The sequence below is a fragment of the Neoroseomonas oryzicola genome (assembly GCF_012163135.1).
Lineage (GTDB): Bacteria > Pseudomonadota > Alphaproteobacteria > Acetobacterales > Acetobacteraceae > Neoroseomonas > Neoroseomonas oryzicola.
The window spans coordinates 304,486-330,882 of record NZ_JAAVUP010000004.1 but is presented as its reverse complement, the minus strand read 5'-3'; the positions used below and the strand labels follow the sequence as shown (position 1 = coordinate 330,882).

The following is a 26,397-nucleotide window of genomic DNA, read 5'->3' as shown; positions in this document are numbered from 1 at the left end:
ACCCGTGACATCGTGAAATGCAGGGCTCGCTTCCACCGATCCGATTCGGAAAGGGTTCACGATGCCTGCCGATCAAGACAGTTCCCGCGGTTCCGGTGTGAAGCGCGCGCGCCCTCCTCGACGCCATGAGCCACCGCCGCAGGGAGCCAGGCTTGCGCCGATCCCGAACGCCAGCGCGCGGGGAGGCTGGGGGCGAACGACCACCTACGATCTGATCAGAAAGGGCGAGATCCGGCTGGTGAAAGTGGGCCGCCGATCGCTGATCGATATGGCGTCCGTCGACGCATACATCGATCGACTCCTGAGCGTAGGAAAGTAGAAACCCCCGCCGGCTCGGGTTCGGCGAGGGCTTCCAACTGCCACAGAACTATCGCTCAAGCAGAGAGACGATGGCGTGAAAATATCCGACACCGACTCCCATTTCAATGATTTTCCGTTGTCGTCCGCGCCAGGGGCGGCGCCGGACCCCCGCAGCGTCGAGCACGCTGTAAGGGCGCGTGTCCGGCACACCGCCGATACCGGAGCGGCCTCAGCGTTCCTCGATCTGTCCACAAGCAGGCCGGGGACACCGTCATCGTCAGCAGGTCAGTCGTACATGTCTCGCTTCGGCGAGACCCTTGTCCGCAATGGCTACGCCGTCATCCCGATTGTCGCCGGCACGAAGCGCCCGCCGGGGTGGATGTCGCACAAGAACGGCGACTCTTGGTCCGCGGTGAAGCCGGATCTCGCCAGGGTCAGACGGTGGCTCAACGACAAGCGCCTGGCGGGCGCCGGTGTCGGCATCAACCTAGGACGCAACCTCTTCGCCATCGACATCGACATCCTCGACCCCGAGCTGGTCGGAGAGGCGCTCGACTGGTGCATGTGGAACCTGCCCGGTAACCCGCCGCAGCGCATCGGCCTGGCTCCGAAAGTCCTCCTGCTGTTCCGCACCGAAGCGCCGATCAAGAAGATCGCCTCGGCCGAGTTCGTCGACGCGCAAGGCCGCAAGGCGCAGATCGAGGGCCTCGGTGAAGGCGAGCAGTTCGTCGCCTACGCCATCCACCCCGACACGAAGAAACCGTACGAGTGGCCCGGCGCCGATCCGCTCGAAGTCAAGGCGGCGGATCTTCCGCCGATCACCGTGGCTCAGGTCCAGGCCCTGAAGACGTGGTTTGAGAACCGATGCAAGGCTCTCGGATGGGCCGTGAAGCGCCGCGGGTCATCGGGCCTGACCGTCGAAGGCGACGAGGACGACTGGACACGGTGGATCGACACACGGCGCGATCTGCCCCTGCCCTCAAGGCGTCGTATTGAAGCGGCCTTGGCCTACATCCCGCCCGACGCTCGGGATATCTGGCTGCGAGTAGGTGGCGCGCTGAAGGCCTGGGCCGCAACCTCAGGCGAGGAGATCGAGGATCTCTTCATTCGCTGGTCTCGGGGCGACATGCGCCACGACGGAGCGCGAGTTCCGGCTGCATACAAGGGTGAAAGTGATTGTCGCCATCTCCTCTCGACCCTTCGTCGTGATGAGGTCAAGCAGTGACGGCGCGCAGTGGCGTAGGTACGCTCTTCCATCTCGCAAAGCAATTCGGCTGCCCGGATCTCGACGAGCCCTCGGCTGAGCCGGGGCTGCTCGGTGCCATTGATCCACGAACTTGGACGTCGCCCGCCCCGTCGCGGCAATGGATAGTCCCAGACTGGTTTCCCCGTGGGGTCGTGACAGCCGTCTATGGCGACGGCGGGGTCGGCAAGACCCTTCTCGCTCAGCAACTCCTCACTTCTGTCGCGCTCGGGAAGCCGTGGTGCGAGGTGCCTGTCACCAAGGGGCGAGTGCTTGGCATCTTCTGCGAGGACGACACCGACGAACTTCACAGGCGGCAGGAGGCGATCAATCGAGCGTACGGTTGCGACATGCTCGATCTGGGCAGCCTGCGTCTCGTGTCTCGCTTTGGCGAGGACAACGCGATGGTGCGGTTCGACAGAAACGGCACAGGAACGCTGACCGAATTCCACGGACTGGTGATGGCAACCTGCGACAGCTGGCGGCCAGACGTGCTCGTGCTCGACACCGCCGCCGATCTCTATCCCGATAACGAGAATGAGCGGCCCAAAGTTCGATGGTTCATACAGGCCGGCCTGGGCCGCATCGCCCGAGCATTCAACTGCAGCGTTGTGCTTCTCGCGCACCCTTCGCAATCGGGCATCGCGTCGGGGGAAGGTACGGGTGGAAGCACCGCGTGGAATAACACCGTTAGGTCACGCCTCTACCTTGTTCATGAGGGCGGTAGTGCTGCAGATCCCAATGCACGCATCCTGTCCCGCAAAAAGGCGAACTATGCGGGCCGGAATGCCGACATCCGTCTCGTCTGGCGCGATGGAGCGCTAATCCGCGACGACAATGTTGCCGCGGCCGGGCTCAGTGCCGAGACACTGGATACTCTGTTCGATGAGATCGAGCGCGCATGGCGCCGGGGATCGGCATGGTCTCACTCCCCGCAGACTCGAAGGGATGGTCGGTACTTCCCGGCCTGGGTGCACGATCAATTCCGTATCCCGGAAAGAGCCACCGTGGAACTCGTCGCCAAGTGGCTTCGGGACGGCGTGCTGACCTCAGACCTCGTCGACCCGTCGACGAAGAAGCGCGGGCTCCGCGTCGTTCGGAGACCCGACGATGCCTTCTGATCGACCCGAGGGGCGGGCATGGAGGTTCCGGAAGTCCTCCTCTAAGTCATTGAAATCATTGACACGGAACTTCGCCGGAAGTCGCGGAGGTTTGCGTCTAAGTGCCTGGAATCTCGCGCGGAGGTCGGCGGAATTCGCCCGGAGGAGTCTCCCCCATACCCCCGGAGAACTTCCGGGCGCCCGGAGAGGCGGCGTCCGGAAGTTCTCGGGCTTGGCAGAGATGCGCCGTGACATGCAGCCGCGTTCTCCGTCCCACTCGACCCAACGTCAAACCAAGCCCTCGCACCTCACTCTGAGAAGGAGACAACGGACCATGCCGCGCACGTCACACCGCCATTGCGCCGAAAAGGGATCACCATGATGAGCAGCCCACTTCGCAGCATCTTCGCGGACCGCGATGAGTTCGAGCGGCTAGCACGCGCTCGCCGAGAAGCGATGAGGCGCCGTCACTTTCTCGATCTCGCCGCGGATATCGAGCGTGCCTCGCGGGCGACGCTTCCATTTGGCGCTCACGGAGAGCCCGTTCGTGACATAGGCGCAACCGCCGCAGTCGGGCATGCCCTACATCGGGCGGCCGAAGAGTGGCGTTACCTCGAGAGATCCGAGCGCGATGAAGCGAAGCAGGCGATCGGCTTCGTGCTGACTCAGTTTGCCCTTGCGCCGGACCCCGCACGCAATGAGCCACCGTCGCAGGACTCAGCAGGGATGTTCGAGCAGGTGACGACTGCGTTGCTGCAGGCCGAGTCCGATGTACTCCCCCCGAACTTCCTGGGCGTCGCCTCGCCGAGCCTGGCAGCCATGGAGTCGCTCGGCAGCGCCATGCGCTGCGTCGCCGATGCGTGGCCTCGCCTCCCTTCTGAGGACGCGATCGAAGCAAGCCGCAGTCTGGCCTATCTGGCGAAGAAGCTCGGGTATGCGCTCGATCCTCACTATCGCGGCGAGCGCAGCGAGATCGATCGGCCTGCCCTGCTCCGCCGATCGGCGCCGACCCCCGTTCCCGTCGACGACGACCTCTGATTCCCAACCGAAGGAGACATCTCACAATGTCTGAACACAGCTCGGCTAAACCGCCATCCGGCGACGTCACTGATCCGGATTTTCCTCCGGCCCTTCTCGCCCTGGTGCAGGAGTTCGCGCGCGGCGGAGATACGGACCCCGTTGAGCGGATGCACGCGGCAGCACTCGCACCGCTGCGCCATCTGTGGGCGGAGGAGGTTCGTAATCTGAGGGAGGCAGGCATCCACCGCTCCGCCATGAAAGCGGCCCTCGAGCGGGTGAAGGACCGCGTGGCCGAGTTCAGGGAAACCCGCGACCGCCTGAATGCGCTGCGTGAAGCTGCTACGGAGGCCGCCAACAACGCAGCACTGCTCCATGCCGAGGCGCTTGTTAAGCATGGCGGAAAGCCGACCGACGCCGGTCGCGCGGCTGACGCTGCTGCGACGGCCGCAGCCGCAACTCTATCCGAGGCGGAACTGAATCTCGGACGGGACTTGGACGCCGCGGCGCACGGTGATGCGCTGATTGCAGATGCCGAGGCGAACCTCGCGGAAGCAAACATGGCGGTATCTGAGGCCATCTGGCATCTCGGTAAGAAGCGGGCTGCTGTCATCCACCAGCAGATCCTCATCGTCGGCGGTGTGCAGATTTCACCGCTGCTCGGCGCCCTTGATGTGACGCTGCGGGCAACCCGGGCGCTCACCGGAGCATATCCGCCCGACGACCGAGACCTCCGCACGTTGGCGCGTGACGGTGCCAGGTTCGAACCAATCGGCTCAACCCGGCAGGCGGAGGAAAAGCTAGTTTCCAGCATCAGGAAGGCCGGCGGCGTCGACGAGCATTGGCGTGGGCCGCGGCCTGAGGGTCTCGCGGTGGCATCCGTGATGGCAACCACGCCGCTGCCTGAGCGCCCCCGCGGCGGACACCGCACTACCTTCTGACGCATGCGACCGCCGCCCCCTGGTCCGGATTACCGAGCCGGGGGAGACGGCGCGGTGTCAGACAGAAAACTAGTTCTCGATCTGCTCCGGCCATTTCGACCGGAATTCTCATCAATGGTGCAGGGCGAATGGGGTTCTCCTGCCCCGGAAATCCCCCACCAATGGTGCCCGGGTGGGACCAGAAATTGTGCCGACCCGGGCTCAGCGCCCTCCCGCGGGTGGCCGGGGGGCTCGGAGGGACCCGTTACCCCTTCACCGCGGACCGCGCTTTCCGAACGTCAGGCAACTATACTTCCAAAATGGGTCATCTCTTCTAACTTGTCGTCGTGAAGCAGCTTCCCCTCCCGAGTCTCGCGAGATCCCCATCGGGGGACAACACTGTCACACTCGGTACAGGGCTTCCCGATCTACCAGAGAGGCTCCTACTCGCCCACGCCGAAGGTCGAGTTCTCTTCGTCGCGGGCGCCGGGGTTTCGATGCACGCCCCGTCGAGCCTGCCGAATTTTGATCGTCTTGTCCGTCGAGTGTTTCGCGACTTGGATTCCGCGATCGGCTTGCACCTAGAGGCACTGGCAAACCCTGAGGCCGCCTCGAACTCGTCCCTTCCTCCGCTCAGTGATGCGCAGACTGCAATGCTCAGACGAATTATCGATCAGGAGTACGATGTCGCCCTGGGCATGCTGGAACGCCGAGTTGATCGTGACCAAGAGAAAGCAAGCCGGGTTAGGCAAGCCGTGTGCAGCATTCTTAGGGAGGCGAGGCGACACGCACCTATCCACGCTTCTCTGGTGAAACTCTCGAACCGCGGCGCTACCCACACAATAGCAACAACCAATTTCGACCTACTGCTCGAACGTGCAGCTCGCGCACTCCGCGTACCTCTCCAGCGATACGCACTTCAAGATATTCCACGCCCCTCCCTCCGGCCGGATTTCGGAGGCGTGCTGCACCTTCACGGCGCCTTAGATTTGCAGGGGATACGCGATACCGACCTGGTCCTCACAGATCGCGATTTTGGCGAGCACTACATGAGGCGGCGCGCGATCCCTGATCTCATCTACGATGCAGCGCGGATCTTTCATATCGTTCTCGTAGGCTACAGTCTGGCCGACCCGCCAATGCGATATCTGCTGAATGCAGTAGCGGCAGACGGCCAGCGCTTTGGTGATCTCAAGGAACGCTTTGCATTCGTTGGATTGAAGCCCCCCTTCGATCCCGTGGTTTTGGCCACCTGGAAAGAGCGTGGCATCACACCCTTGCCGTATGATGTCGCCAAAGGCCACGCCGCCCTGGCGAATGTTCTTGAATCGTGGGCCGCCATATCGCCTTTCGGAAAGCAGACCGATCCCTACCGGAGGATCCGCCGCATCCTGCAGTTCCCGAGATCTGCCGCGTCGGAAGCAAGTGCGTCCCTCTTTGGGCACCTTTTCCGCCGCAGTTCTGACGCAGCGCAAATTCGCATTGCAGCGATATCGCGCGAAATGCTTGCAGATCCTGCGTGGTTGGATGGCATGATCGAGATTGTTCGGGAGGGCGGCGCTCGGGCTGACCGAGAGGCCCACGTGACCCAACTTTGTCATGCATCACTTGTCGGGCGGTTCACCGACGCCAGCATGCTGCAATGGGTCGCCCAATTGCCGGTCGAGAGACGAACCGAGCGCACTGCAATCTTTGAGGCACTTCGGTGGAACCTGGACAAGACAGTTCCGCAGCCGTGGCTCGAAGCTTGGCGCCTAATCTCCGACGCGCTGGCCGCACGAGCAGGCAACACGCATCGAGAGCACGAGGACTACCACCTCGGACAACGTGTGAAGCAAGGTGTTAGGTCTGCGGAACTAGTTGCTGATATTGCGCGTTGGGTTGCGCCGCGATTGCGGATTGGGTGGCGTGATGACGAGCTATGGCGCGGGAAAAGGCTTCCCGGGAATCCCAAGTCAGTTGACGATTTGCTGTCCAGGTGGGTGACGAGCGGAGAGGCGCTCTTAGATCGCTCCCTCAGCTTGCGAGATGTCACAGAGATTCCGTTCCTCCTCAGCTTGTGCGACGCGCTGGATGCCGAAGTGTCCCGCGCGCTCCACCTGGGCCAAGAAGTTGGTTGGACTGTGGACCGCGGCTTCATTTGGCTAGGCGGCTTGGATAGGGTGCAGCTCCGATCAAGTAATGAGGATAGCGACTCGGCGGACCGCTATCACAAGGGTATAGCGCCCGCGGTGCATCTTCTCATGCGCGTTGTTGAGCGGCTTGTAGATTTGGATCCTGCGGCCGCGGTCCCTGTTCTGAGTCGATGGGAGACGCGAGACGATCCTGTACGCATGCGCATGTTTGCCGCGGCTGCTGTTGAGCCGCGACTCGTTGATCCAGATCACGTCGGCAGATTCCTCCGAAGTCGCACGCCCGACCAGACGTGGGATCTGAGCCGGTTTCCCGAGATCGCAGCGTTGCGAGCCCTGCGATTTGGCGAGTTGTCCCGCGCCGATCAGACTTCGATCTGCGGAGTGTTGATTCTTGGCCCCCCTCGCGCGCGTTTACGCCGCCGAGGACTTTCGACATCAGAGCGCCGCCGCTTGAAGATCGGCGCGGCCATTCGCGAGCTTAGCCGTATTGAAGCTACGGGCGCATCTTTGCCACCAAAGGCAGCCGCATGGCTGCAGCGGGAGCATCTGGCGTTTCCAGAGTTCATGTCGACATCTGTCGACGCCGGCTTTCGAACGAGCTTTTCCTCAGGCTGGGTGCCGCCAAACCGCGACAGTACCCTAGACGCCGTAGACGATGAGGAACTTCCTGGCGCCGTGGATGAGCGGCTTCGTCACGGAACAGGACGATGGGAAGGTCCCGAACGAGCCGTGTGGGACTGGCTTGACGTGCGGGACAACGCCACCCGTCTGGTGCGGGCGCTGATCTCCGAAGCATCTAGAGTGCGTTATTTGGGCCATGCGTGGGAGGCAGTCGGCCGGCGTCACCTGCCCGCGCAGCGTGACCCGGCGGACAGCGACGACCAGACCGACCACTATTCGGATGCTAGAGCGCTGCTCGATGCAATATCTCGTTTGCCAGATGAGACATTGCGCGAGGCTGCTTCGGGGCTCTGCACGTGGCTAGAGAATTGGGCACGCCGTCTCCGAGGAGATGCAGGGCTCACCACTGCAATCCGGCGCGTTTGGCCTCATGCTGTTGCGGGAAGTGGACATTCCTCTGATGCAACCGACTATGAGGACGAGGCTGGGGCGGAGGCGAAGCGAATTGCGCATGACTCGCTCAACGCGCCGATCGGCCGGCTGACTGGCGCCTTTCTGCTCGCGTGCCCGACCATAGCGACGCAGCAGGACGGAACGCGCACAAGGCCGTTCGAAGTCGATCCGGGCCTTCGGGCCATCCTGGATCTCGTAGCGGAGACACAGGGAAGGCCTGGAACGATCGCTCGCTACAGGTGCGTCGCCGATCTGCCTTACCTAATGAGCGCTGACGAGGATTGGACAGAACTCACGCTGATCTCCCGATTGGAATCGGGGGCTGAAAGCGATTCTCTCTGGCACGCACTTGCCCACTCTCCTATCGCGCAGAACGTCATGGCGCGCCTCGCCCTAGCCATGACGCGCCGCGCAGCCCTGGGTGGATTGGAAATGGAGGCGCGCCGATCATTGGTCGCGCGCGTGTGCATCGCAGTTCTCGGGGACTTCTGGAAGGACCGGGTCGTTGAAAGTCTGCTGCCTGAAGTCGAGCAGATGCTGCGAACGGTTCCGGACGACTTGCGCGCCTATGCAGCAGGCGCGGCTGAGAGCTTCGTCAAGGATGTCACTGGGCTCCGGTCAGGGGGCACGGCGTTTAGTCCGGAGGAAGTCTTTGATCGCGCGGTAGAGCCGTTTGTTCGTCTCGTTTGGCCGCGAGAAAAGGCCGTCGTTACTCCCGCGGTTTCAGAAGCTTTCGCATCACTCCCCGCGGTGTGTGGCCGCAGATTTGCGAAAGTGGTCCTCCTGGTGCGGCATGCTCTTGTCCCGTTCGAAGCCTGGTCGATGAGTGACTGGGGAATTTTCAACCTTACCACGCGGGCGGTCGAGCCTAACGTCATACTTGGCGCAGATGAGGCGATGGCGGCGGTGGATCTCCTCGATCTGACTATTGGGACGAGCCCAGATGCTCGCGTCCCGTTGGGCCTAGACACCGTCCTCGATCACATTGCGGCCCAGAACAGTGCGGTGAGGCTCGATCCGCGCTACTCGCGGTTATCCGCTCTCTCTCGTCGATAGCGATAGGGTTGGATGATTTTTCGTCTTGATGAATAGGGCCATTGGCCCTATAGTGGCTCCTATGGCCAAGCGCACCTACAACCCCGCTCCGATGACCCGTCCCGACTTGCCGGCCGACGCCGTGGGCTACGTCTCGCGGCGCGTCGACCGGCCGGAACGCCTGGCTCTGTTCCGGGCGGACGGAACCATCTCGAACACCTTCGGCATCGAAGACACCTACGAGACGCTGCGCCCTGTGTTCGCCGAGCACGGCATGACGCTGCACGAGGACGGCATCGTTGTCCGCGGATGAGTTCCGCAAGGCGATCGCGGATCTCGGCATGACGCAGGTCGAGGCAGCCGCAGCGCTTGAGGTCGACGCACGTACGGTGCGGCGATGGGCGCTAGGAGAGCGCGCTATTCCTGGTCCGGTGCGAGTGGCGTTGCGCCTGATGGCTGCGGCCGGCCCGCATTAACATTCACCGCTGGGACCAGTATCGTCGTTGCGGTGTCGGCAGATCGAGCTACTATCTGTTCTAAGCGCTCCCATCCGCGAGGCGGCGCGTAGCAACTGATGGTCCAGATGGCGAAGAACAGGGACGATTTTTCTCAAAGAGTTAAGCTTGAAGTTGCGTTGCGAGCTGGGATGCGGTGCTCGAATCCTGGCTGCCGCTGCCCAACGGCTGGACCGAAGAAGCAACCCAGTGGGTCGGTTAGCATTGGAGTGGCCGCGCACATTGCGGCAGCAGCACCCGGAGGCCCCCGATACCAGCAATTAATGAGTCGGGCGGAAAGGGTGAGTTCCAGCAACGCGATCTGGCTTTGCCAAGTCTGTGCAGCCCGGATAGATCGAGATGTAAGTGCATATGATATTGCGTTTCTAAATGGATGGAAGGATCTCGCGGAATCTAGTGCGCAGTCGGAATTAGGTTCGCAGTACCCATCATCATTCGATGATAGGAGTATCGTCTACTTTATGTCGATGTGTCTTGATCGGCCTGCCTTCAATGACCTATTTCATCGCGAGCGATCAACAGAAGAATTTGACCGTGCCTTGGAAGACACAATAACAGCCTTTAATACGGGGGCGCTCCGATCCAGAGATGGGGTCGTTCTGCAGACGCATATGGGAAAATCTTACTTAAAGAATCCACTTCTTCGTTCACAAATTGACGCATTTGTGCAGATTCTTCGTGCAATACGTTCGAGGTACCTTATAGCTCGTGAGTCCGGCGAAATTACAGAGCAGACCCGCCGCGATGGGCGCAAATTCTATATGGTACACAGCGCTGAGTTGGCTGATTGGTTCGACAACACTCGCCTTGAAGCCCTCAGACTATTCAAGAAATCGGCAGATCTTGTGAGCATTCCGTTCACTGTGACTACTCTAGAGATTTCGATAGCACGAAACACCTCGGGCCACAGTCACTGAACGGTCATCGGAAGTCCCGCGTCGCCGGCGTCCGCAACTCCGAAACCGCTTCCGTCCCCTCGGCCCCGTCCTCGCCCATCGCTGCCAACTGCCCAAGCAGGTCCGATCGGTCGATGAGTCGCGACGCGATTAGATGGACGATCGGCACCTCGGCGTGCTGGGCCTCCCGCTCGACGCGCCTCTCGACGACTAAAAGCCTCGAAGTCAGGAGCTGCACCCAATCTCTCGGAACGGTCTCCGTAGCCAGGACCCGAGGCGGGCAGGCAAACGAAGCGCGGAGAATGCGCGCACCGTGCGGCGATGGGCGCTAGGAGAGCGCGCTATCCCTGGTCCGGTGCGAGTGGCGCTGCGGTTGATGGCGCAGCTCAGGTGACATAATCAACAGTTGCGTTCATGCGTTGGTCTAAATGATTGAATGTATCGTGTCTCTGAAATCGCCCCTGAAGTGGATCGAGGTAATAAAGGCGCCCGCCATCCGCGACGTCGAGAGCCGTGTCGGCCCCGTTTATAAGGATGAAATGGCCGACCCCGAGGCGGTGACCTCCAATCTTGCCCCAATCCGCTCCCCCGAGCTTGCCGCTTGCTATGACGGGCCCATGGTTGGTCAACATGGCAACCCACGCTGCGGTGCTCACTGGCGTCGCGACTGTTGTAACCAAGGGTGAATTACTTGGATCGTATGCAATGTGCCCGAGGCCAGGATGGGGAACGTGGGGCTGCGGGGTACCGGCAATTGCGTGCTTGATACCGAGCGCTGCCTTGAGACAGTACCATCCGCAGTTCAGGTCGACCAACAAGCCGTTGTAATGAAAGAACTGCCACCTCATTCGGCCTTGAAGCAGGATATTGGGCATGGCGATCCTCGCAAACGGAGCCTTATCAAGGGCTAGGATGTTGCGATATCGACCCTAAGTCGCTGAAGGTCCCTCTTCAATCAACTTCTTGGTGCCGCGAGGCCATTGGCGCCTGTCAGCGCTCATCGAAAGTCCCGCGTCGCCGGGATTTTCATATGCGAAACCGCTTCCAGGTCCGCCGTGTCGTCGTTTCCCATCGCCATGAGCTGCCGCAACAGGTCGGACCGGTCGATCAGCCGCGACGCGATGAGGTGGATAATCGGCACCTCCGCGTGCTGGTCCTCTCGCTCGACACGCCCCTCGACCACAATGAGTCGCGACGTCAGCAGCGGAATGCGGTCGCGCTCCGCGATGTGCGTGTAGACGACGATGTTGCCGTGTCCGTGCTCGTCCTCGATCGTCATGAAGATCACGCCCTTCGCGGTCATCGGCTGTTGCCGCATCAGCACCAAGCCGGGAACATGGACGCGCCGCCCCGCGGGAGCCCGCGCCAGGGTCCGCGTGTCGTCGCAGCGCAGGCGGGCGAGGATCGGGCGCAGCAGCGCCAGGGGATGCCGACGCAGGGTCAGGCCGGTCGCGCTGTAGTCCCGCCCGATGGCCTCGCCCTCGGGCATGGCCGGCAGCGTCGGAGCAGGCTCCGGGATCAGGGACCGCACCTCGGGATGGTCGGCCGCCGCCACCGCCGCAAAGAGCGGCAGGTCGGTCGTCAGTCCACGGTCGATTGCCGCGGCATCCCAGGCCGCCTCCCTGCGCCCTGAGCCGAGGGCGGCAAAGGCATCCGCGTCCGCAAGGGCTTCGATGGCACGACGGCTCAGGCCAGCCCGCCGCGCCACCTCCTCGACGGAGGCGAACGGAGCGCCGTTGTTCGCGACCCGCGCCTTCACCAGCGCCCGGCCTTCCTCCTCCGGAAGACCTGCCACCATCCGCAGGCCAAGCCGCAGCGCATGCTGATCGGCGCTCGCCGGGTCGGGCTCGAGGGAGCAGTCCCACGCGCTGGCGTCGACGCTGACCGGGCGCACGACAACGTCATGCTCTCGCGCGTCCCGGACGATCTGCGCCGGCGCGTAGAAGCCCATGGGCTGGCTGTTGAGCAGGGCGCAGGCGAACACCGCCGGGTGGTGGCACTTCAGCCAACTCGACGCATAGACGAGGTGGGCGAAGCTGGCGGCGTGGCTTTCGGGGAAGCCGTAGCTGCCGAACCCCTCGATCTGCTTGAAGACCCGCTCGGCCATCTCCTCCGAATAGCCGCGGCGCACCATGCCGCTCACCAGGCGCTCCCGGTACGCGCCGACGCCCTGGGTGTACTTGAACGTGGCCATGGCCCGCCGCAGCGCGTCTGCCTCCTCGGGCGAGAACTGTGCTGCGACGATCGCGAGGCGCATGGCCTGCTCCTGGAACAGCGGCACGCCGAGGGTGCGGCCGAGAACCTGTTTCAGTTCATCGGCCGGCCCATGCTCCGGCGAGGGACCCGGATACTCGGGCTCCTCAAGGCCCCACCGCCGGCGGATGTAGGGGTGGACCATGTCGCCCTGGATCGGCCCGGGCCGCACGATCGCGACCTGCACGACCAGGTCGTAGAACTCCCTCGGACGCAGGCGCGGCAGCATCGCCATCTGCGCCCGACTCTCGACCTGGAAGACGCCGAGGCTGTCGGCGCGGCGGAGCATGGCGTAGGTGGCCGGGTCGTCCTTCGGCACGCTGGCCAGATCGAGCGCAACGTGCCGGTGGTTGCGCAGAAGGTCGAAGCCCCGGCGCAGGCAGGACAGCATGCCGAGACCGAGCACATCCACCTTGAGGATGCCGAGCGCCTCGACGTCGTCCTTGTCCCATTCGAGCACGGTGCGGCCTTCCATGGCCGCATTCGACACCACCGCCAGCTCGACGAGCGGTCCCCGCGTGATGACGAAACCCCCGACATGCGTCGCGAGATGGCGCGGGAAGTTCTGAATCTCCTCGGCGAGTTCCAGCGCCATGCCGAGGCGCGGGTCGCTGGTGTCCAGTCCCGCCGACGATGCGATGTCCTCGAGCGGCTCATCGGACCCAGGACCCCAGGCCGATTTCGCGAGCTTGCCCGTGACGTCCTCGGACAGGCCCATCGCCTTCCCGACTTCGCGGATGGCGCTGCGCGTCCGGTACCGGATGACCGTCGCCACGATGGCCGCACGGTCGCGGCCATAGCGGTCGTAGATGTGCTGGATCACCTCCTCGCGGCGCTCATGCTCGAAGTCGACGTCGATGTCAGGCGGTTCGCCGCGGGAGGCAGAGACGAAGCGTTCGAAGAGGAGGTCATGCTTGGCCGGATCGACGGCCGTGATGCCGAGGACGTAGCAGACGGCGGAGTTGGCGGCGCTGCCGCGCCCCTGGCAGAGGATGCCCTTGGATCTCGCAAACCGGACGATCTCGTGGACCGTCAGGAAGTAGGGCGCGTAACCGAGTTGCTCGATCAGTTGCAGTTCGTGATCCAGCCGCCTCGTGATGTCGTCCGACACGCCGTGGGGCCAGCGCTCCGCAACGGCCTCGGCAATGCGCGCGACGAGCGTCTCCTGCGCCGTCCTGCGGGGTTCCAACACCTCCTCGGGATACTCGTAGCGGAGTTGGTCGAGGCTGAAGCTGCGCGTGGCCTCGAGGATGCGAAGCGACGCCGTCAGCGCCTCCGGATGACGGTAAAATAGTTTTGCGATCTCCTCCGGGGACTTCAGGCGACGTTCCGAGTTGATCTCCGCGGCCCGACCGATCCGGTCGACGGTGGTTCGCAATCGGACGGCCGTCAGCACATCGGCCAGGCGTCGTCGGGAAGCCTCGTGGTAGCGCGGTGCCGTGGTGGCGAGCAGCGGCACACCGGAAGCGGAGGCGCAGTCGAGCCGCCGGTCCAAGCCGCCGTCCATAGAGCACGGGACGGCGCAGTGGAGCGGAAGGGGCAGACGGTCCCTCAGGGCTTCGGCATCGGCAGACAGGCGGGCGCCGAACTCGGCGGAGGCAGCGTCCGGCGCCAGCAGAGCCACCGCCGAGCCCTGCACGGCGCCGATCAGATCGGCGCGGCTGATCCGGCATTCGCCCTTCGGGGCCAGCATCCGGCCACGGGACAGGAGGGCGGTCAGCCGGCCATAGGCCGCGCGGTCCGTCGGCCAGACCAGATACTCGGCGCCGTCGTCCACCAGGACCCGCGCACCGACCGCGAAGGGCAGGCCGAGTTCCTTGGCGGCGACATGCGCCTGCACCACGCCGGCGAGGGTGTTGGTGTCGCAAATGCTGATCCCGGCGAGGCCGAGGTCAGCACCCTTCGACACAAGCTCGGCAGGATGCGAGGCGCCGTCGAGGAGGCTGAAATTGCTCCTGGCGCACAGCTCGGCGAAAGCCGGGGCGGTCATGTGTCATCCCGCGGAGTGCGACGGTGCAGTCCTCGCCTTGAGCACCACGAAGCCGCTGCGCTGCAGATGTTCGACCAGGCGTTCCGCGGCGATCGCCGCAATGAGCTCCAACCCGGCCGCCCGGGCCTTGCCGCGCTCGTCGTACCGCAGGGCATAGGCCAGGGATTGCGCCACTTCGGCCGGGTTTGCCGGCATCAGGGCGGCGCTGGCAGCGGGAAGAGGGGGAATGGCGAGGGGGTCGGACATGGGCGGACGATGGCGCACGCTCGAGAACGAATCAAGAACACTGTAAGGATGCCTCGCCAGCCGAAATCGCGCTGGCCAGCAGATCGGAGGAGGCATTCATGCCCGACGCCGAGATGGATCGCCCCGCCGCCTTGGCGGAGATGGGGCGTATCAGCCGTGAATCCTTCGCGCACGCCCGCGCGCCAGGCGCGACACACAATCAGGCAGAGGCAGCGATGGATGTCATCCATGCGAGTTAGCCGCTAAGCGAACATGGCGTCGGTCTGAAGAGCCTGTCGCCGTTGCCCGCTCTAGGTCAGCTTGATCTCCGACATGAACAAGTCTCCGATGCGAAACGTCGCATGCCGTCCGTCAGCCACAACCGTGGTTCGCCCACGCTTCTTGACCCACTCAGCATCGGACGCCTGCAGCAGGTCCTCGATTGTCGGCTCTTCCGCTAGCTCAGTCAGGATTTCCTTGTTCACACCCTGCCGGATCTCCGCCCGTAGAACCTTTTGTCCATCGACTTCGATTGGTCGCGGCAGGTCGAATAGAAGCTTGCGCCCGACAAATCGCCCGTCGTCCGATACTCCGCGGAGCAAATCTGGGTTGGTAAGCTCCGCGCGCGCCAAGCCATCTCTTTCCGCCACGCGCCGTGCCCGTTCCCGCTCGACTCGCGGGGTTTTCGCCCGCTTGGCCGAGGGGCGGTCGCCAAGCGGTGATGCCATCGCCTGCGATGCAATCTCAAATCCAGCGAGCCTCAAAGCGCGCGCGACGACCGCCCGAGCCGCCGCGTCTGTTGCAAGTTTGAGGCTGCTTTCAGTAATCCGAAAGGGCTCCTTGGGTTCGGGGTCAACGATACGCAGGCGGCTCCCGTGCGCCGAACCTTGGACGGCGATCGATAGGCCAGAAACTAGGCGCTGTCCCGTGTAGCCGGGTGGGAACACGATAGAGCGCTTCTGTGCGACGCCATTCACCGCGGGCGGTCCAGCGTCGCCAATCTGCGTCTTCGAGAATGTGTCACCGCTCTGAGTCCCCTTGCACTCAACGACGTGCCAGAGGCCGCTCGCGTCGCGTGCTACGAAATCCGGGGTCTTGTTGGGCCCGCGCCTTGACGTATTGGCAGATGTCACAGAGAGCCCAGCCGCTAACCGTTCCATAAAGTAGCGGCCATCGCACACATCCTCGAGTGACAGGCGCTCAGCCAACCAGAGCATTGGCGCTCCCATACCAAAGTCATCGCTTAAAATCGTCTTCTGGTGGGGGTCTAAATCCGCGAAGCTTGAGTTTAGTCGGAGGTCCGTATCCGAGGTAAGAGCAGCTAGGTAGCGTACCCATGCCCAGAACTCGCTTAGGGAAACACCGGTCGCGGTTGTTGGGGTTGTGAGATATCCGATTACGAGCAGCATGCTCGGAAAATGCAGCGAATACATGCTGTGTCCGGCCTGAAAGGTCGCTGGGAAAGCCGGCGGTCCGGGGATCGGCCAAGTCGTATGGTCGACGTGAATAGCGAGGCCACGAAACAATGCGGGATCTCCAAACATCCGATGATATTGGAATCACGACGAGAATCGATCTTTGGTCAATACGGTCAGAGAACTGAAATGAAGCCGAGCGGTCGATAACTGTGGCCGCGAACGGCGCGTTGCGATGAAACGTTCACCGTGGAAACGCGTTGTTACATCCAATTTCCTCACCAATCATACCCAAGGAATCCCGGAAGAGAGCAAAGGAAAGGTAGCTAGATCAACGAACCCTGCTCAGGGTGCGCGGGCGGGTCGCGCTTCACGCCTCTCGACACGATGGCGAGCGATCCATCCGGCAAGGGCCGCTGAAGCCTCTTCGCCTCGGACCAATCCGCGCTCATCCAAGCCTCGATCTCATCTGGCTTCGTCAGGATAACCGGCATCGCCTTTGGATGGATGGCCTGCACCTCGGCGTTGGGCTCGCATGTGAGGAAGCCAAAGAGGTCGATCGTCTCCTCGCCGGTCTTCATTTTCCGCACGCTCGTCCACTGCGGAACCCACACCCCAGCGAAGAACGCGAGCGGGCGCGCCTCGTTGAGGGCAAACCAGATGTCGCCGCCGGCATCACGATTGAACTCGCTGAAGGAAGTGAACGGCACGACGCAGCGGTGCTCGACGCCGAGCCAACGCTTCCAATGGCTCGAGGTAGTGTTGCGGATGTTCGTCGTGCCTGCGTCCGGCTCCATGCGAAGCAACTCATCGAAGTCGACCGGCTTGCCCTTCGCCCGCAGCTTTTCGGCGCGCCTGGTGGCTGCGTCGAGTAGCGCCTTCTTCGAGCTGGGCATGCCCCACCGCACCATGGCCAACTCACGGCCCTCGGCCGTGTTCCGCACGATCGGCGCGGCATAGTCCGGGAACACGCCAGGCATCGGCTGCAGGTTCCCCGTGGTGTCCCGGAATGCCATCGATAGCTGGCGGATGGCCTGCTGGTTCGAGACGATACTGTAGAGGTTGCACATGCCACGCGGTCCCGTTGTGGTCGAAACCTTAGTCAGCCTGTACCACTCGCTCCCGTATTTGGGGCGGCCTAATTCCTCATCGTCAGGTGCCCTACTCGACCTCTGCCTAGGCAATCTTTGCGCCGAATGCCCAGCGGTGCGCGCCATAGGCGGGTGCAATAGTCGTATGGAAAGCCGGAAGGCCCGAACACTTCCCGATAGTGTTCGAGCACGAGGTTGTCGGCCGTTTCGAGATGTCGCTTCGCGGAACCGCTCTCGATCGGGTTGAAGTCTGAGCATCCCAATCCGAGCGTCATTCTAGCGAGGCACTACAATGCCAGGAACAACGGTTGCCCCCGGAGCGATTGGGGTAGCTGGAACAAAGATCGCAGGCGGAGGCGAGAACGGCTGGGTGCATGGCCCGACGCAGTTGCGAAATGCGTTCATGCACTGGGCGCCACCACCGCAAGCCCTGGCCGCCTCCATGCAACTTCGCCGCCTGGCGAAACACGCTTGGCTCGATGGGTCACCTCTCCGGATCTGCGTTCCCTCCTCGGCAACCTCACCCTGTCCAGGGGCGCTTTGCCGGGCTTGCGGCAAGGGACGCCTCATGTCTGCCGCCAGTGGAGACCTCGTGAGCGTGGGATCAAGTCGAAGCGCCTCGTTGTAGTCAGCCGTGGCGCCTGTCAGATCGCCCCATGAACGACGCAACACGGCCCGATGGAGCCACGCAATTCCGAACTGGGGATTGGCCTGAATCGCGTCGCTAAAGTCATCGATTGCTCGATACCGGTTTCCTGTATCGAGGCGCACCAACCCACGTTCATAATGCGCTTCGGCCCAGTTCCTTCGCAGCCTAATCGCTTCGTTCACGTCGGCCAGGGCGCCGTCGTACTGTCGCAGCCTTCGTTGCGCCCGGCCCCTATACAGGAAGGCGGCTGCGCGAACGTCGTTTGGCTCGTTCTCCGAATTGATTATCTGAGTACAACTGGATATCGCCCGCTGAATGGTGCGATCCTGCTGGTCCTGACAATTCGCAATGCCCTGCTCGCGTTGTTGCTGCGCGACGGCTGGGGCCGACGCCGTCATCAGGAAGGCGAGAAGTATCGCGGTAAGACGCAAGGGCTTTGTCCTCGATCTCGCGATTCTCGAAACTACGGTTGCTGAGGCCTCCGCCAAGCTTACAGAGGGGCCAAGATGGCACAACCATCACTATCGATCGCACACCATACTCGGCCAGCCGGCGCAGCCAGCTTTCGCGCGAGGGTTCCTCATCCTCCGGGGCTAGGCATTGGCACGCCAGGATCTGCGGGGGACGCAAAGGACCCCTGGGCGCCAAGCGAACCAATATCAGGTGCCGAATCAGGTGCGGCACTCAGGATCGACCATAAATTATTGGAAAATCTGGCGTCCCATAGGGGATTCGAACCCCTGTTGCCGCCGTGAGAGGGCGGTGTCCTAGGCCTCTAGACGAATGGGACCCTGGCCAGGGGCGCGCTTCTAGCCTTGCCCGGCCGGTTGATCAAGCACCCTTCTGCGCGCCGCCGCACGTCGCCCCTCGCGGCAGGCATCCGAGCAGAACCGGACCTCCGCCCACACCCGCGTCCATTTGCGTCGCCAGGCGAAGGGGCGGCCGCAGGCGGCGCAGGTCTTCTCGGGCAGGTTCGGCTTGCGGTGTGCCACGTGAAACCTCAGTCGCGCAGCCGGATCTCGCCGGTGCGGCGACCGCTCGCGGGATCGACCAGCACCACCCTTTCGCCGTCGGGCCGGACCACCCAGATGGCAAGCGACCGGTCGACCGCGGCGATTCCGCCGATCCGGCTGCCTTCCGGTTCCCCCAGGACGTGCTGGGCCATGCGCGCCGGCGGCTGGCTGCCGCCAAGCCGCTGGACGAGCACGATCCCCAGCGCCACGGTGCCGACCACGATCAGCACCCCCATTCCGATCACCAGAGCCTTGAGCCCAGCCACCCCTACCCCCTCGTCCAGCGAACCGGAGCGCGTCGAAGCCCTCGCCCCGCCCGAGGCCGCCGGCAGCCGTGCCGACCGCTTCCTCGCGGACGCCATAGGTTCGCTCTCCCGCTCCCGGGTCAAGGCGCTGATCGAGGCCGGCCACGCCTCGCGCGACGGCGCGCCCATGACCGACCCCTCCGAATCGGTCCGCGCAGGCGCCCGCTATGTGGTCGAGATCCCGCCCGCCGTCCCCGCCACGCCCCAGCCCCAGGCCATCCCGCTGACGATCCTGTACGAGGACCGGGACCTGATCGTGGTCGACAAGCCCGCGGGCCTGGTCGTCCACCCGGCCCCGGGCAACCTCGACGGGACGCTGGTCAACGCGCTGCTCGCCCATGCGGGGGAGGACCTGCCCGGCATCGGCGGGGAGAAGAGGCCGGGCATCGTCCATCGGCTCGACAAGGACACCTCGGGCGTCATGGTCGCGGCCAAGACCGATCGCGCCCACCGCGCGCTGTCCGAGGCCTTCGCCGCCCGCGACCTCGACCGGGCCTACCTGGCCCTCGCCTGGGGGCTGCCGGCTCCGACCGAGGGCGAGGTCTCCGCCGCCATCGGCCGCCACCCGGCCGACCGCAAGCGCATGGCCGTGGTCACACGGGGCGGCAAGCCGGCGACGACGCGTTACAAGCTGCGCCGGGCCTGGGGGGCGGCGGTTTCCCTCGTCGAATGCCGGCTGCTGACCGGGCGGACCCACCAGATCCGGGTCCACATGGCCCATATCGGCCATCCCCTGGTGGGGGACCCGGTCTACCTGCGGCGCACCCCGGCCTCCGCCCGCCTGCTGCCCGAGGACACCCGCGCCGCCCTGCTGGCCTTCCCCCGCCAGGCGCTGCACGCCGCGACGCTCGGCTTCGCGCACCCCGTAACCGGGCGGGCCCTGTCCTTCGAAAGCCCCTTGCCGGACGACCTCAGGGCCCTCGTCGCGTTGCTGGATGGTAACAGCCAGTAACCCGACTATTGCAGTCGGTTTTTCTTGCACTGCGAAACCGGGGCGGGTACAAAAGCGTTGTCGGATTCCGAAGGGTGCCAAACAGCATCCCGTCCGGCCTGTCCCGTCGTGACCGGGGCTGGCGGCCCGGGCTCAGGGCCCTGAGGGAGGCGACACAACCGAGTTTTGGCCGATCGCGCGCTCCGCCGTCACGGGGGGTACGCCCGGCCCAGGAGGCAGATGACCCATGGCTTCCAGCATGGCCATCCCGATGGCGACGGAAGGGAACCTCTCCCGCTACCTGCAGGAGATCCGCAAGTTCCCGATGCTCGCCCCCGAGGAAGAGCTGAACCTTGCGCGCCGTTGGAAAGAAGATGGTGATGAACGGGCCGCGCACAAGCTGGTCACGTCGCATCTTCGCCTGGTCGCCAAGATCGCCATGGGCTACCGCGGCTACGGCCTGCCTGTCGGCGAGCTGATCTCCGAAGGCAATGTCGGCATGATGCAGGCGGTCAAGCGCTTCGACCCGGAGCGCGGCTTCCGCCTGGCCACCTATGCGATGTGGTGGATCCGCGCCGCCATCCAGGAATACATCCTGCACTCCTGGTCGCTCGTGAAGATGGGCACCACGGCGTCGCAGAAGAAGCTGTTCTTCAACCTGCGGCGGCTGAAGGCGCAGATGTCCGCGCTCGAGGAAGGCGACCTCAAGGACGAGCAGGTGGCGAAGATCGCCCATGCCCTTCAGGTCCCCGAGCAGGACGTGGTGAGCATGAACCGGCGCCTCGCCAGCCCGGACCACAGCCTGAACGCCCCCGTCCGCGCCGACAGCGAGGGCGAGTGGCAGGACTGGCTGGTCGACGACGGCGAGAGCCAGGAGGAGGAACTCGCCGAGCGGGAGGACATGTCCAACCGCCGCGACCTGCTCAACGGCGCGCTCAAGACGTTGAACGAGCGCGAGCGCCACATCCTGATCGAGCGCCGGCTCAAGGAGGAGCCGACCACGCTCGAGGAGCTCTCGCAGCAGTACAACATCAGCCGCGAGCGGGTCCGCCAGATCGAGGTCCGCGCCTTCGAGAAGCTGCAGAAGTCGATGAAGCAGCAGGTCGAGGAACGGCGCCTGACGGTCGGCTGACCGGTCCGCAGGTTCGGAATGCCCGAGGGGCGGCGAAGCGATCCGCCGCCCTTCGTCGTTCCGGCGTGATCTGTGTCGCTCGCGCCGCCGCCGCGGCGGCCTAGGATGCGATCAGGCCGTGCGGTGCCGGGCACGCGGGGCCGCCACCCGGTCCAGGACGACCCCCATGCCGCCGCTCTCCCGCCGCCTGATGATGGTGATGCCGATGATCGCCGCCGCCTCCGCCGCCAGCGCCCAGGCCCCTGCCGTGATGCTCTTCCGCGTCGTCTCCCAGCGCGACGAGATCATCATCGGCCTGACGCCTGCCGAACTCGCCGCGCTCGGCAGCGGGCCCGAGGCCGAGCGGATCGGCCGGCGCCTGGCCGCCGAGGGCCAGGTCGGTGCCTGGCGCTACACCGTCGGGCGCGCACCGGACGGGTCGACGCGCTACGGCGCGAATGGCCGCATCTCGATCCTGCGGCAGGACACCTATCGCATCGAGCCCTACACCGCCGCCATCCCGGTCGCCCCGCCGCCCTCGTGAGGCTTGCGGGCGCCGGCCCACGCACGAAATGACGGCGCGTTCCTTCCTTGGGAGGAGGACCGCCAAGCATCGCCGCGACATCTTCGCCCTGGCCACCGGCGTTACCGCGCCCGTGTTCGAAGCAGCCGCCGATGCCGCGCCGCCCGGCTATCAGGTCACTTGGTTGAACGCGCGCCAAAGGGCTCGGCCCGGGTCGGGTCGCGCGACGTCACCGCCGCCGGCGAGGGCATGGTTTGGTTCTGCGGTCAGCGCGACAGGATGTTGAACCGGCTCGATCCTCGCACCGAGGACATGCGAATCGCGAACTTCGGCCAGGGTGCCGCGCCGCACGGCGTCATTCGTGGACCCGACGGCGCTGCCTGGAGCACCGAGGGCGGGCAGAACGCCGTCGCGCGCGGTGGATCGGCCGACCATCGCGTCACGCCATGGTGCGTGCCGGGCGAGTGACCGCGCCGCTTACGGCCTGCCTTGGCCGCCCCGACAGAAGGTGGTTGGCCTCCGCCGAACGCCCATGCCTTCGCATGGGTGCGCTTTGTCACTGTCGCCCCAGTCTGGCGTCCATAACCTGTCCTCCACGCACGACGTTCGGAGGAAGCAGGTGGGCATGTCGTCCATATCCGCACCGTCCGTCACCGCACGGCAGGGCCGGCCCTCAGGCGACGCGCCACCCAACCGCGCCGCCATCCTTGGGACCGTCAGGCTTGCGGCTCTCGCCTTCGCCATGACGACGTTCACGAGCATCTTCTTCCTGGCGCTGAGCGCCCACGAAGTGCCAGGCCTTGCGGATCCGGAAGCGTTGATGGAGGCCATCGTTGACGACGAGGGATCGGTCGGCCTCCTGACCCTGCCGGGAACCGCACGGCACCCCCATCAAACGATGCCGGCGGTCGTGCTGCTGAACGACGCCGCGGGCATGGATCAGCGCTCATTCCGATACGCGGAACAGTTGCGCCATGCCGGATTTGCCGTGCTGGACGTCGAGCTCTACGTGCTGTCGATGGACGGGGCAGGACCTCCGGCAGCCTTCGATCGCGCCCACGAGGCTGCGCGGCTCGGGCGTGCGCTGCGTGCCCTCCGGCGCCATCCCGACGTCGATTTCACTGCTTTCGCCGCGATCGGCTTCGGCCGCGGTGCCCATGCCGTGGCGCTGGCCTCCTCGGCAAACGACGACACAAGAGACCTTGTTGCCCGCGTCCTGCTCTATCCCGGCTGCGGGTCGCTCGGTGCTGCACTTCGGGAGGCAGGTGAAGGCTCCCCGGCGCCATCAGGACCGGTGCTCATTGTCCACGGCGGGGACGACGGCGCGAACACGCAAACGGACTGTGAGACCTTGGCAGCCCGGCTCGCGGTCACCGGCAGCGAGGCAAGGGTCATTCGATATCGTGGCGCGGGCTATGGCTGGGACATCCCGAGCGCGGGTGATGGAACCACACTCCTGGAAGGGCCCGATGGTCAGCGCACGCGTGCGATGGGATGGCCGGAACTCGCAGAGATGTCGGCGGCGCAGGCTGCCGCCTTCATCGCGGCCGCGCTTGCCCGGGCGTCCCGATGATGCGTACGAGGCAGATTGTTGATGGGGCCCGCATCGCGACGCAGGCACGCCGCTCGTAGACCACGGCCGCGCAACCTGCTGCGACGCTGAACCGAACGCAGCGTCCGTTCCGGTTTCGCCGGGATCGGCGCAGCGCCGTGGCCGAGCTCCTCACGCGCCCCTGAAACGCAGAAGGGGGCGTCGCCGCCCCCTTCCCGTCTCCGGTGCTGAAGACCGCTTCAGCGGATCGGCGGCGCGTATTGCAGGCCACCCTGGTTCCACAGCCGGTTCACGCCGCGCGGGATGCCGATCGGGGTGATGTTCCGCTCGTACATCTCGCCGTAGTTGCCGACCTGGCGGATGATCTTCACCACCCAGTCGTTCGGCAGGCCCATCGACTGGCCGAGGTCCCCGGTGCGGCCCAGCAGGCGCTGGATGTCGGGGTTGGTGCTGGTGCGCGCCAGTTCCTCGACATTCGCGCTCGTCACGCCGAGTTCCTCGGCGGCGATCTGCGCGAACAGCGACCAGCGCACGATGTCGAAGAAGCGCCAGTCACCCTTGCGCACCACGGGGCCGAGCGGCTCCTTCGAGATGATCTCGGGCAGCAGCAGGAAGTCGTTCGGGTTCTGCTGCGTCGCGCGGAAGGAGGCGAGCGAGGAGGCGTCGTTGGTGTAGGCGTCGCAGCGGCCGGAAACGAAGGCCGAGCGGATTTCCTCGACATTCTCGATCACCACCGGGGTGAAGCGCATGTTGTTGGAGCGGAAGTAGTCCGTCAGGTTCAGCTCGGTCGTGGTGCCGGGCTGCACGCAGACCGTCGCGCCGTCGAGCTGCCGGGCCGAGGTCACGCCGGAATTGCGGCGCACCATGAAGCCCTGGCCGTCGTAGAAGTTGATGCCCGCGAAGGCGAGGCCGAGCTGCGTCTCGCGCGCCAGCGTCCAGGTCGTGTTGCGGGCAAGGATGTCGAGCTCGCCCGATTGCAGCATCGGGAAGCGCTGGACCGATGTGTTCGGCACGAAGCGGACCTTGGTCGCGTCGCCGAAGATCGCGGCCGCGACGGCGCGGCAGGTGTCGGCGTCGAGGCCGCGCATCTCCCCCCGGCTGTCCGGCAGGGCGAAACCCGCGGAGTTGATGGCCACGCCGCAGACGAGCTGGCCGCGCGCGCGGATGGCCGCGAGCGTGTCCGTCGTGCTCTGCGCCGAGGCCTGCCCCGCCACGGCCAGGACGGCGGCGGCAGCCAGACCCGCGAGGCGGGTGCGAATGGTTGTCGTCAATGTCGTCTCCCAGATTCCAGACGTGGGTCGCCGTTTTCCCGGCTCGCCCGGTGGGAGCATGCCCGGCGGGCGCGCCGCCCGCCAGAGCCTGATTGCGCCCCCCTCAGCCCGAGGCGGCGAGGATGGCATCCGCCATCTTCTCGGCCGTCATCAGCGTCGGGAAATTGGTGTTCGCAGACGGAACGACCGGGAAGACCGAGGCATCGACCACCCGCAGCCCCGACACCCCCCGGACCCGCCCGGCGGCGTCGACCACCGCCATCGGGTCCCCGTCCGCCCCCATCCGGCAGGAACAGGAGGCATGCCAGACGCCGATCGTCCCCTTGCGGATGAACTCCTCCAGCGCCTCGTCGTCCTCCATGACCTGGCGGAAGGTGAAGCCCTCCACCACGAAGCGGTCGATGAAGGCGCGGCGCAGGGCCGCCGGCCCGTCGAGGAACTTCGCGATGAAGGACGTGATCAGCCGGTTCTTCGTGTTCACCACGCCGATCCGCCGCACCCGGTCCGAATAGAAGGCCGGGAAGGGATCGGCCGAGACGGCGGCGAGCGGCGCCGAGAGGTTCAGCGCCGCGGCCAGCTTGAAGCCGATCATCAGCCGCTCGAGGTCCCGCCGGTCGGACAGCAGGTTGAATTCGACATCCGGGTGCGCCCGCCAGTCGGTCGAGACCAGCCGCACCTGCCCCCGCTGGGAATAGGTCTTGTTCACCCAGGTCAGCATCGAGCCGACCTGCTCGCCCACCGCATGCCAGGCCGACTTGCTGGCGACCGACATGAACATGTCGCCCTGCGGCGCGCCCTCGATGCCCGAGGAGAAGCGCAGCCCCACCAGCATGTGCCGCCGCAGCTTGGTGCGGTTCAGCCGCGCCTCGGGCTTGATGAAGGAGGACAGCGAGATGGCCGGATGGTCCATCAGCCCCTGCCCCACCCCGGGCAGGTCGGCGCGGACCTCGATGCCGTGATCCTTCAGGTGCGCCGCCGGGCCGATGCCCGCCCGCATCAGGTGCGCCGGCGAATGGATGGCGCCGGTGCACAGGATCACCTCCCGCCCGCGGAATTCCTGCTCCTGCCCCTTCACGAGGGCGCGTATGCCGGTGCAGCGCGTGCCCTCGAGGATCAGGCCCATCACCTGCGTGTCGGTGGACAGCGTCAGGTTCGGCCGCTTGCGCGTCTCGGCATCCAGGTATCCGATCGCGGCCGAGACGCGCGTCTCGGTCACGTTCACCGTCAGCGGGAAGTAGCCGTCCTCGAAGGCGCCGTTCTGGTCGTCGAGCTTCTTGAAGCCGGCCTGGCGGAAGGCCTCGGCCGTCGCCTTGGAATGCACCGGCCATTCGGCTTCGGGAATGCGGCGGACCGGGATGCGGCCCTCGCGCCCATGCCATTCATTGTCGAAGTCGAGGTCGCGCTCGACCTTCTTGAAGTAGGGTAGGCAGGCGTCCCAATTCCATCCGGCGGCGCCGCGCTGCTCCCACTCGTCGTAGTCGTGCGGCGCTCCGCGATTGGCCATCTGCCCGTTGATCGAGGACCCGCCGCCCAGCACCCGCGCCTGTTCGTACTTGCGCAGCGGCGGCCGGTCGGCATCGGGGTTGTTGTGGGACACGACCTGGGTGCGGACCTTCAGCTCGGTCCAGTGGAAGCGCGGATCGAAATAGGCCTGGCCCGGATAGGTATCGAGGATCGTCGCCGGGACCTGCCCGGGGGGCGTGTCGGGGCCGGCCTCGCAGAGCAGCACCTTGTTGGCGCCGGGCGTGGACAGGCGATGCGCCAGCACCGAGCCGGCGGACCCGCCGCCGACGATGATGTAGTCGTACAACTCCGTTTCCCCCGAATGGTCCA

23 protein-coding genes and 1 tRNA gene are annotated in these 26,397 nt (G+C 65.0%); 13 read left to right on the top strand and 11 right to left on the bottom strand.

The features are described 5' to 3' along the window. Window positions 1-61: 61 nt before the first annotated feature. From GWK15_RS26715 to GWK15_RS16410, 7 genes are all read left to right on the top strand, one after another. The gene (locus tag GWK15_RS26715) at window positions 62-319 is read left to right on the top strand and encodes an excisionase family DNA-binding protein (protein WP_168042429.1); all 258 of its coding nucleotides are present in this window, start codon (window positions 62-64) and stop codon (window positions 317-319) included. A 276-nt stretch (window positions 320-595) separates the two neighbouring features. Continuing rightward, window positions 596-1,525: a bifunctional DNA primase/polymerase gene (locus GWK15_RS16435; protein WP_168042428.1), complete on the top strand. Its 930-nt coding sequence runs from the start codon at window positions 596-598 to the stop codon at window positions 1,523-1,525. Then, a complete protein-coding gene (locus GWK15_RS16430; protein WP_168042427.1) occupies window positions 1,522-2,664 on the top strand; it encodes an AAA family ATPase in 1,143 nt (380 codons plus the stop codon). Before GWK15_RS16435 ends, GWK15_RS16430 begins: the two co-directional genes overlap by 4 nt. A 357-nt stretch (window positions 2,665-3,021) precedes the next feature. Beyond that, window positions 3,022-3,681 carry a hypothetical protein gene (locus GWK15_RS16425; RefSeq protein ID WP_168042426.1) on the top strand — a complete coding sequence of 220 codons (660 nt, stop codon included), beginning with the start codon at window positions 3,022-3,024 and terminating at the stop codon, window positions 3,679-3,681. A 26-nt stretch (window positions 3,682-3,707) separates the two neighbouring features. Beyond that, complete coding sequence (locus tag GWK15_RS16420) at window positions 3,708-4,601, top strand: hypothetical protein (protein ID WP_168042425.1); 894 nt, start codon at window positions 3,708-3,710, stop codon at window positions 4,599-4,601. 476 nt (window positions 4,602-5,077) lie between these two features. After that, entirely contained in the window at window positions 5,078-8,845 is a 3,768-nt protein-coding gene (locus GWK15_RS16415) for an SIR2 family protein (protein ID WP_338147271.1), read from the top strand. Between the two features lie 61 nt (window positions 8,846-8,906). Next, window positions 8,907-9,137, top strand: coding sequence for a hypothetical protein (locus GWK15_RS16410; RefSeq protein WP_168042423.1), 231 nt, complete (start codon window positions 8,907-8,909; stop codon window positions 9,135-9,137). Window positions 9,138-10,621: 1,484 nt separating this feature from the next. Here GWK15_RS16410 and GWK15_RS16405 read toward each other — a convergent pair. The 3 genes from GWK15_RS16405 to GWK15_RS16395 form a co-directional block, all read right to left on the bottom strand. After that, on the bottom strand, window positions 10,622-11,110 hold the full coding sequence (locus tag GWK15_RS16405; RefSeq protein ID WP_209442239.1) for a papain-like cysteine protease family protein: 489 nt from the start codon (window positions 11,108-11,110) through the stop codon (window positions 10,622-10,624). A gap of 122 nt (window positions 11,111-11,232) precedes the next feature. Beyond that, window positions 11,233-14,478 (bottom strand): error-prone DNA polymerase, encoded by a 3,246-nt coding sequence (locus GWK15_RS16400; RefSeq protein WP_168042422.1) that lies wholly within the window; start codon window positions 14,476-14,478, stop codon window positions 11,233-11,235. A 3-nt stretch (window positions 14,479-14,481) separates the two neighbouring features. After that, a complete protein-coding gene (locus GWK15_RS16395; RefSeq protein WP_168042421.1) occupies window positions 14,482-14,724 on the bottom strand; it encodes a hypothetical protein in 243 nt (80 codons plus the stop codon). 98 nt (window positions 14,725-14,822) lie between these two features. On the opposite strand from GWK15_RS16395, the gene GWK15_RS16390 reads away from it, so the two are divergent. Continuing rightward, window positions 14,823-14,963 (top strand): hypothetical protein, encoded by a 141-nt coding sequence (locus GWK15_RS16390; protein ID WP_168042420.1) that lies wholly within the window; start codon window positions 14,823-14,825, stop codon window positions 14,961-14,963. Window positions 14,964-15,014: 51 nt separating this feature from the next. Here GWK15_RS16390 and GWK15_RS16385 read toward each other — a convergent pair whose 3' ends face one another. The 6 genes from GWK15_RS16385 to GWK15_RS16360 all read right to left on the bottom strand — a co-directional run bounded on the left by GWK15_RS16385 (window position 15,015) and on the right by GWK15_RS16360 (window position 19,107). Next, window positions 15,015-16,112, bottom strand: a complete 1,098-nt coding sequence (locus GWK15_RS16385; protein WP_168042419.1) for a hypothetical protein — start codon at window positions 16,110-16,112, stop codon at window positions 15,015-15,017. A gap of 332 nt (window positions 16,113-16,444) precedes the next feature. Further along, the gene (locus tag GWK15_RS16380; RefSeq protein ID WP_168042418.1) at window positions 16,445-17,188 is read right to left on the bottom strand and encodes an SOS response-associated peptidase; all 744 of its coding nucleotides are present in this window, start codon (window positions 17,186-17,188) and stop codon (window positions 16,445-16,447) included. 297 nt (window positions 17,189-17,485) lie between these two features. Next, window positions 17,486-18,256, bottom strand: a complete 771-nt coding sequence (locus GWK15_RS26710) for a tetratricopeptide repeat protein (RefSeq protein ID WP_408891898.1) — start codon at window positions 18,254-18,256, stop codon at window positions 17,486-17,488. A 316-nt stretch (window positions 18,257-18,572) separates the two neighbouring features. Beyond that, window positions 18,573-18,648: transfer RNA gene (locus tag GWK15_RS16370), tRNA-Glu, on the bottom strand. Window positions 18,649-18,667: 19 nt separating this feature from the next. Further along, window positions 18,668-18,850 (bottom strand): DUF2256 domain-containing protein, encoded by a 183-nt coding sequence (locus tag GWK15_RS16365; RefSeq protein WP_168042416.1) that lies wholly within the window; start codon window positions 18,848-18,850, stop codon window positions 18,668-18,670. An 8-nt stretch (window positions 18,851-18,858) separates the two neighbouring features. Then, entirely contained in the window at window positions 18,859-19,107 is a 249-nt protein-coding gene (locus tag GWK15_RS16360; RefSeq protein WP_168042415.1) for a hypothetical protein, read from the bottom strand. A gap of 16 nt (window positions 19,108-19,123) precedes the next feature. Here GWK15_RS16360 and GWK15_RS16355 point away from each other — a divergent pair, with 16 nt between their 5' ends. The 5 genes from GWK15_RS16355 to GWK15_RS16335 all read left to right on the top strand — a co-directional run bounded on the left by GWK15_RS16355 (window position 19,124) and on the right by GWK15_RS16335 (window position 23,314). Next, entirely contained in the window at window positions 19,124-20,128 is a 1,005-nt protein-coding gene (locus tag GWK15_RS16355; RefSeq protein ID WP_245211696.1) for an RluA family pseudouridine synthase, read from the top strand. A 226-nt stretch (window positions 20,129-20,354) separates the two neighbouring features. Further along, window positions 20,355-21,239 (top strand): RNA polymerase sigma factor RpoH, encoded by an 885-nt coding sequence (gene rpoH, locus GWK15_RS16350; RefSeq protein ID WP_209442238.1) that lies wholly within the window; start codon window positions 20,355-20,357, stop codon window positions 21,237-21,239. 166 nt (window positions 21,240-21,405) lie between these two features. Next, window positions 21,406-21,762, top strand: a complete 357-nt coding sequence (locus GWK15_RS16345) for a hypothetical protein (RefSeq protein ID WP_168042413.1) — start codon at window positions 21,406-21,408, stop codon at window positions 21,760-21,762. A gap of 291 nt (window positions 21,763-22,053) precedes the next feature. After that, the gene (locus tag GWK15_RS16340) at window positions 22,054-22,209 is read left to right on the top strand and encodes a hypothetical protein (RefSeq protein ID WP_168042412.1); all 156 of its coding nucleotides are present in this window, start codon (window positions 22,054-22,056) and stop codon (window positions 22,207-22,209) included. Window positions 22,210-22,483: 274 nt separating this feature from the next. Beyond that, entirely contained in the window at window positions 22,484-23,314 is an 831-nt protein-coding gene (locus tag GWK15_RS16335; protein ID WP_168042411.1) for a dienelactone hydrolase family protein, read from the top strand. Window positions 23,315-23,532: 218 nt separating this feature from the next. Here the strand turns inward: GWK15_RS16335 and GWK15_RS16330 are convergent, their stop codons facing one another. Further along, complete coding sequence (locus GWK15_RS16330; RefSeq protein ID WP_245211695.1) at window positions 23,533-24,564, bottom strand: amino acid ABC transporter substrate-binding protein; 1,032 nt, start codon at window positions 24,562-24,564, stop codon at window positions 23,533-23,535. Window positions 24,565-24,667: 103 nt separating this feature from the next. Then, complete coding sequence (locus GWK15_RS16325) at window positions 24,668-26,374, bottom strand: GMC family oxidoreductase (protein ID WP_168042409.1); 1,707 nt, start codon at window positions 26,372-26,374, stop codon at window positions 24,668-24,670. Window positions 26,375-26,397: the final 23 nt, after the last annotated feature.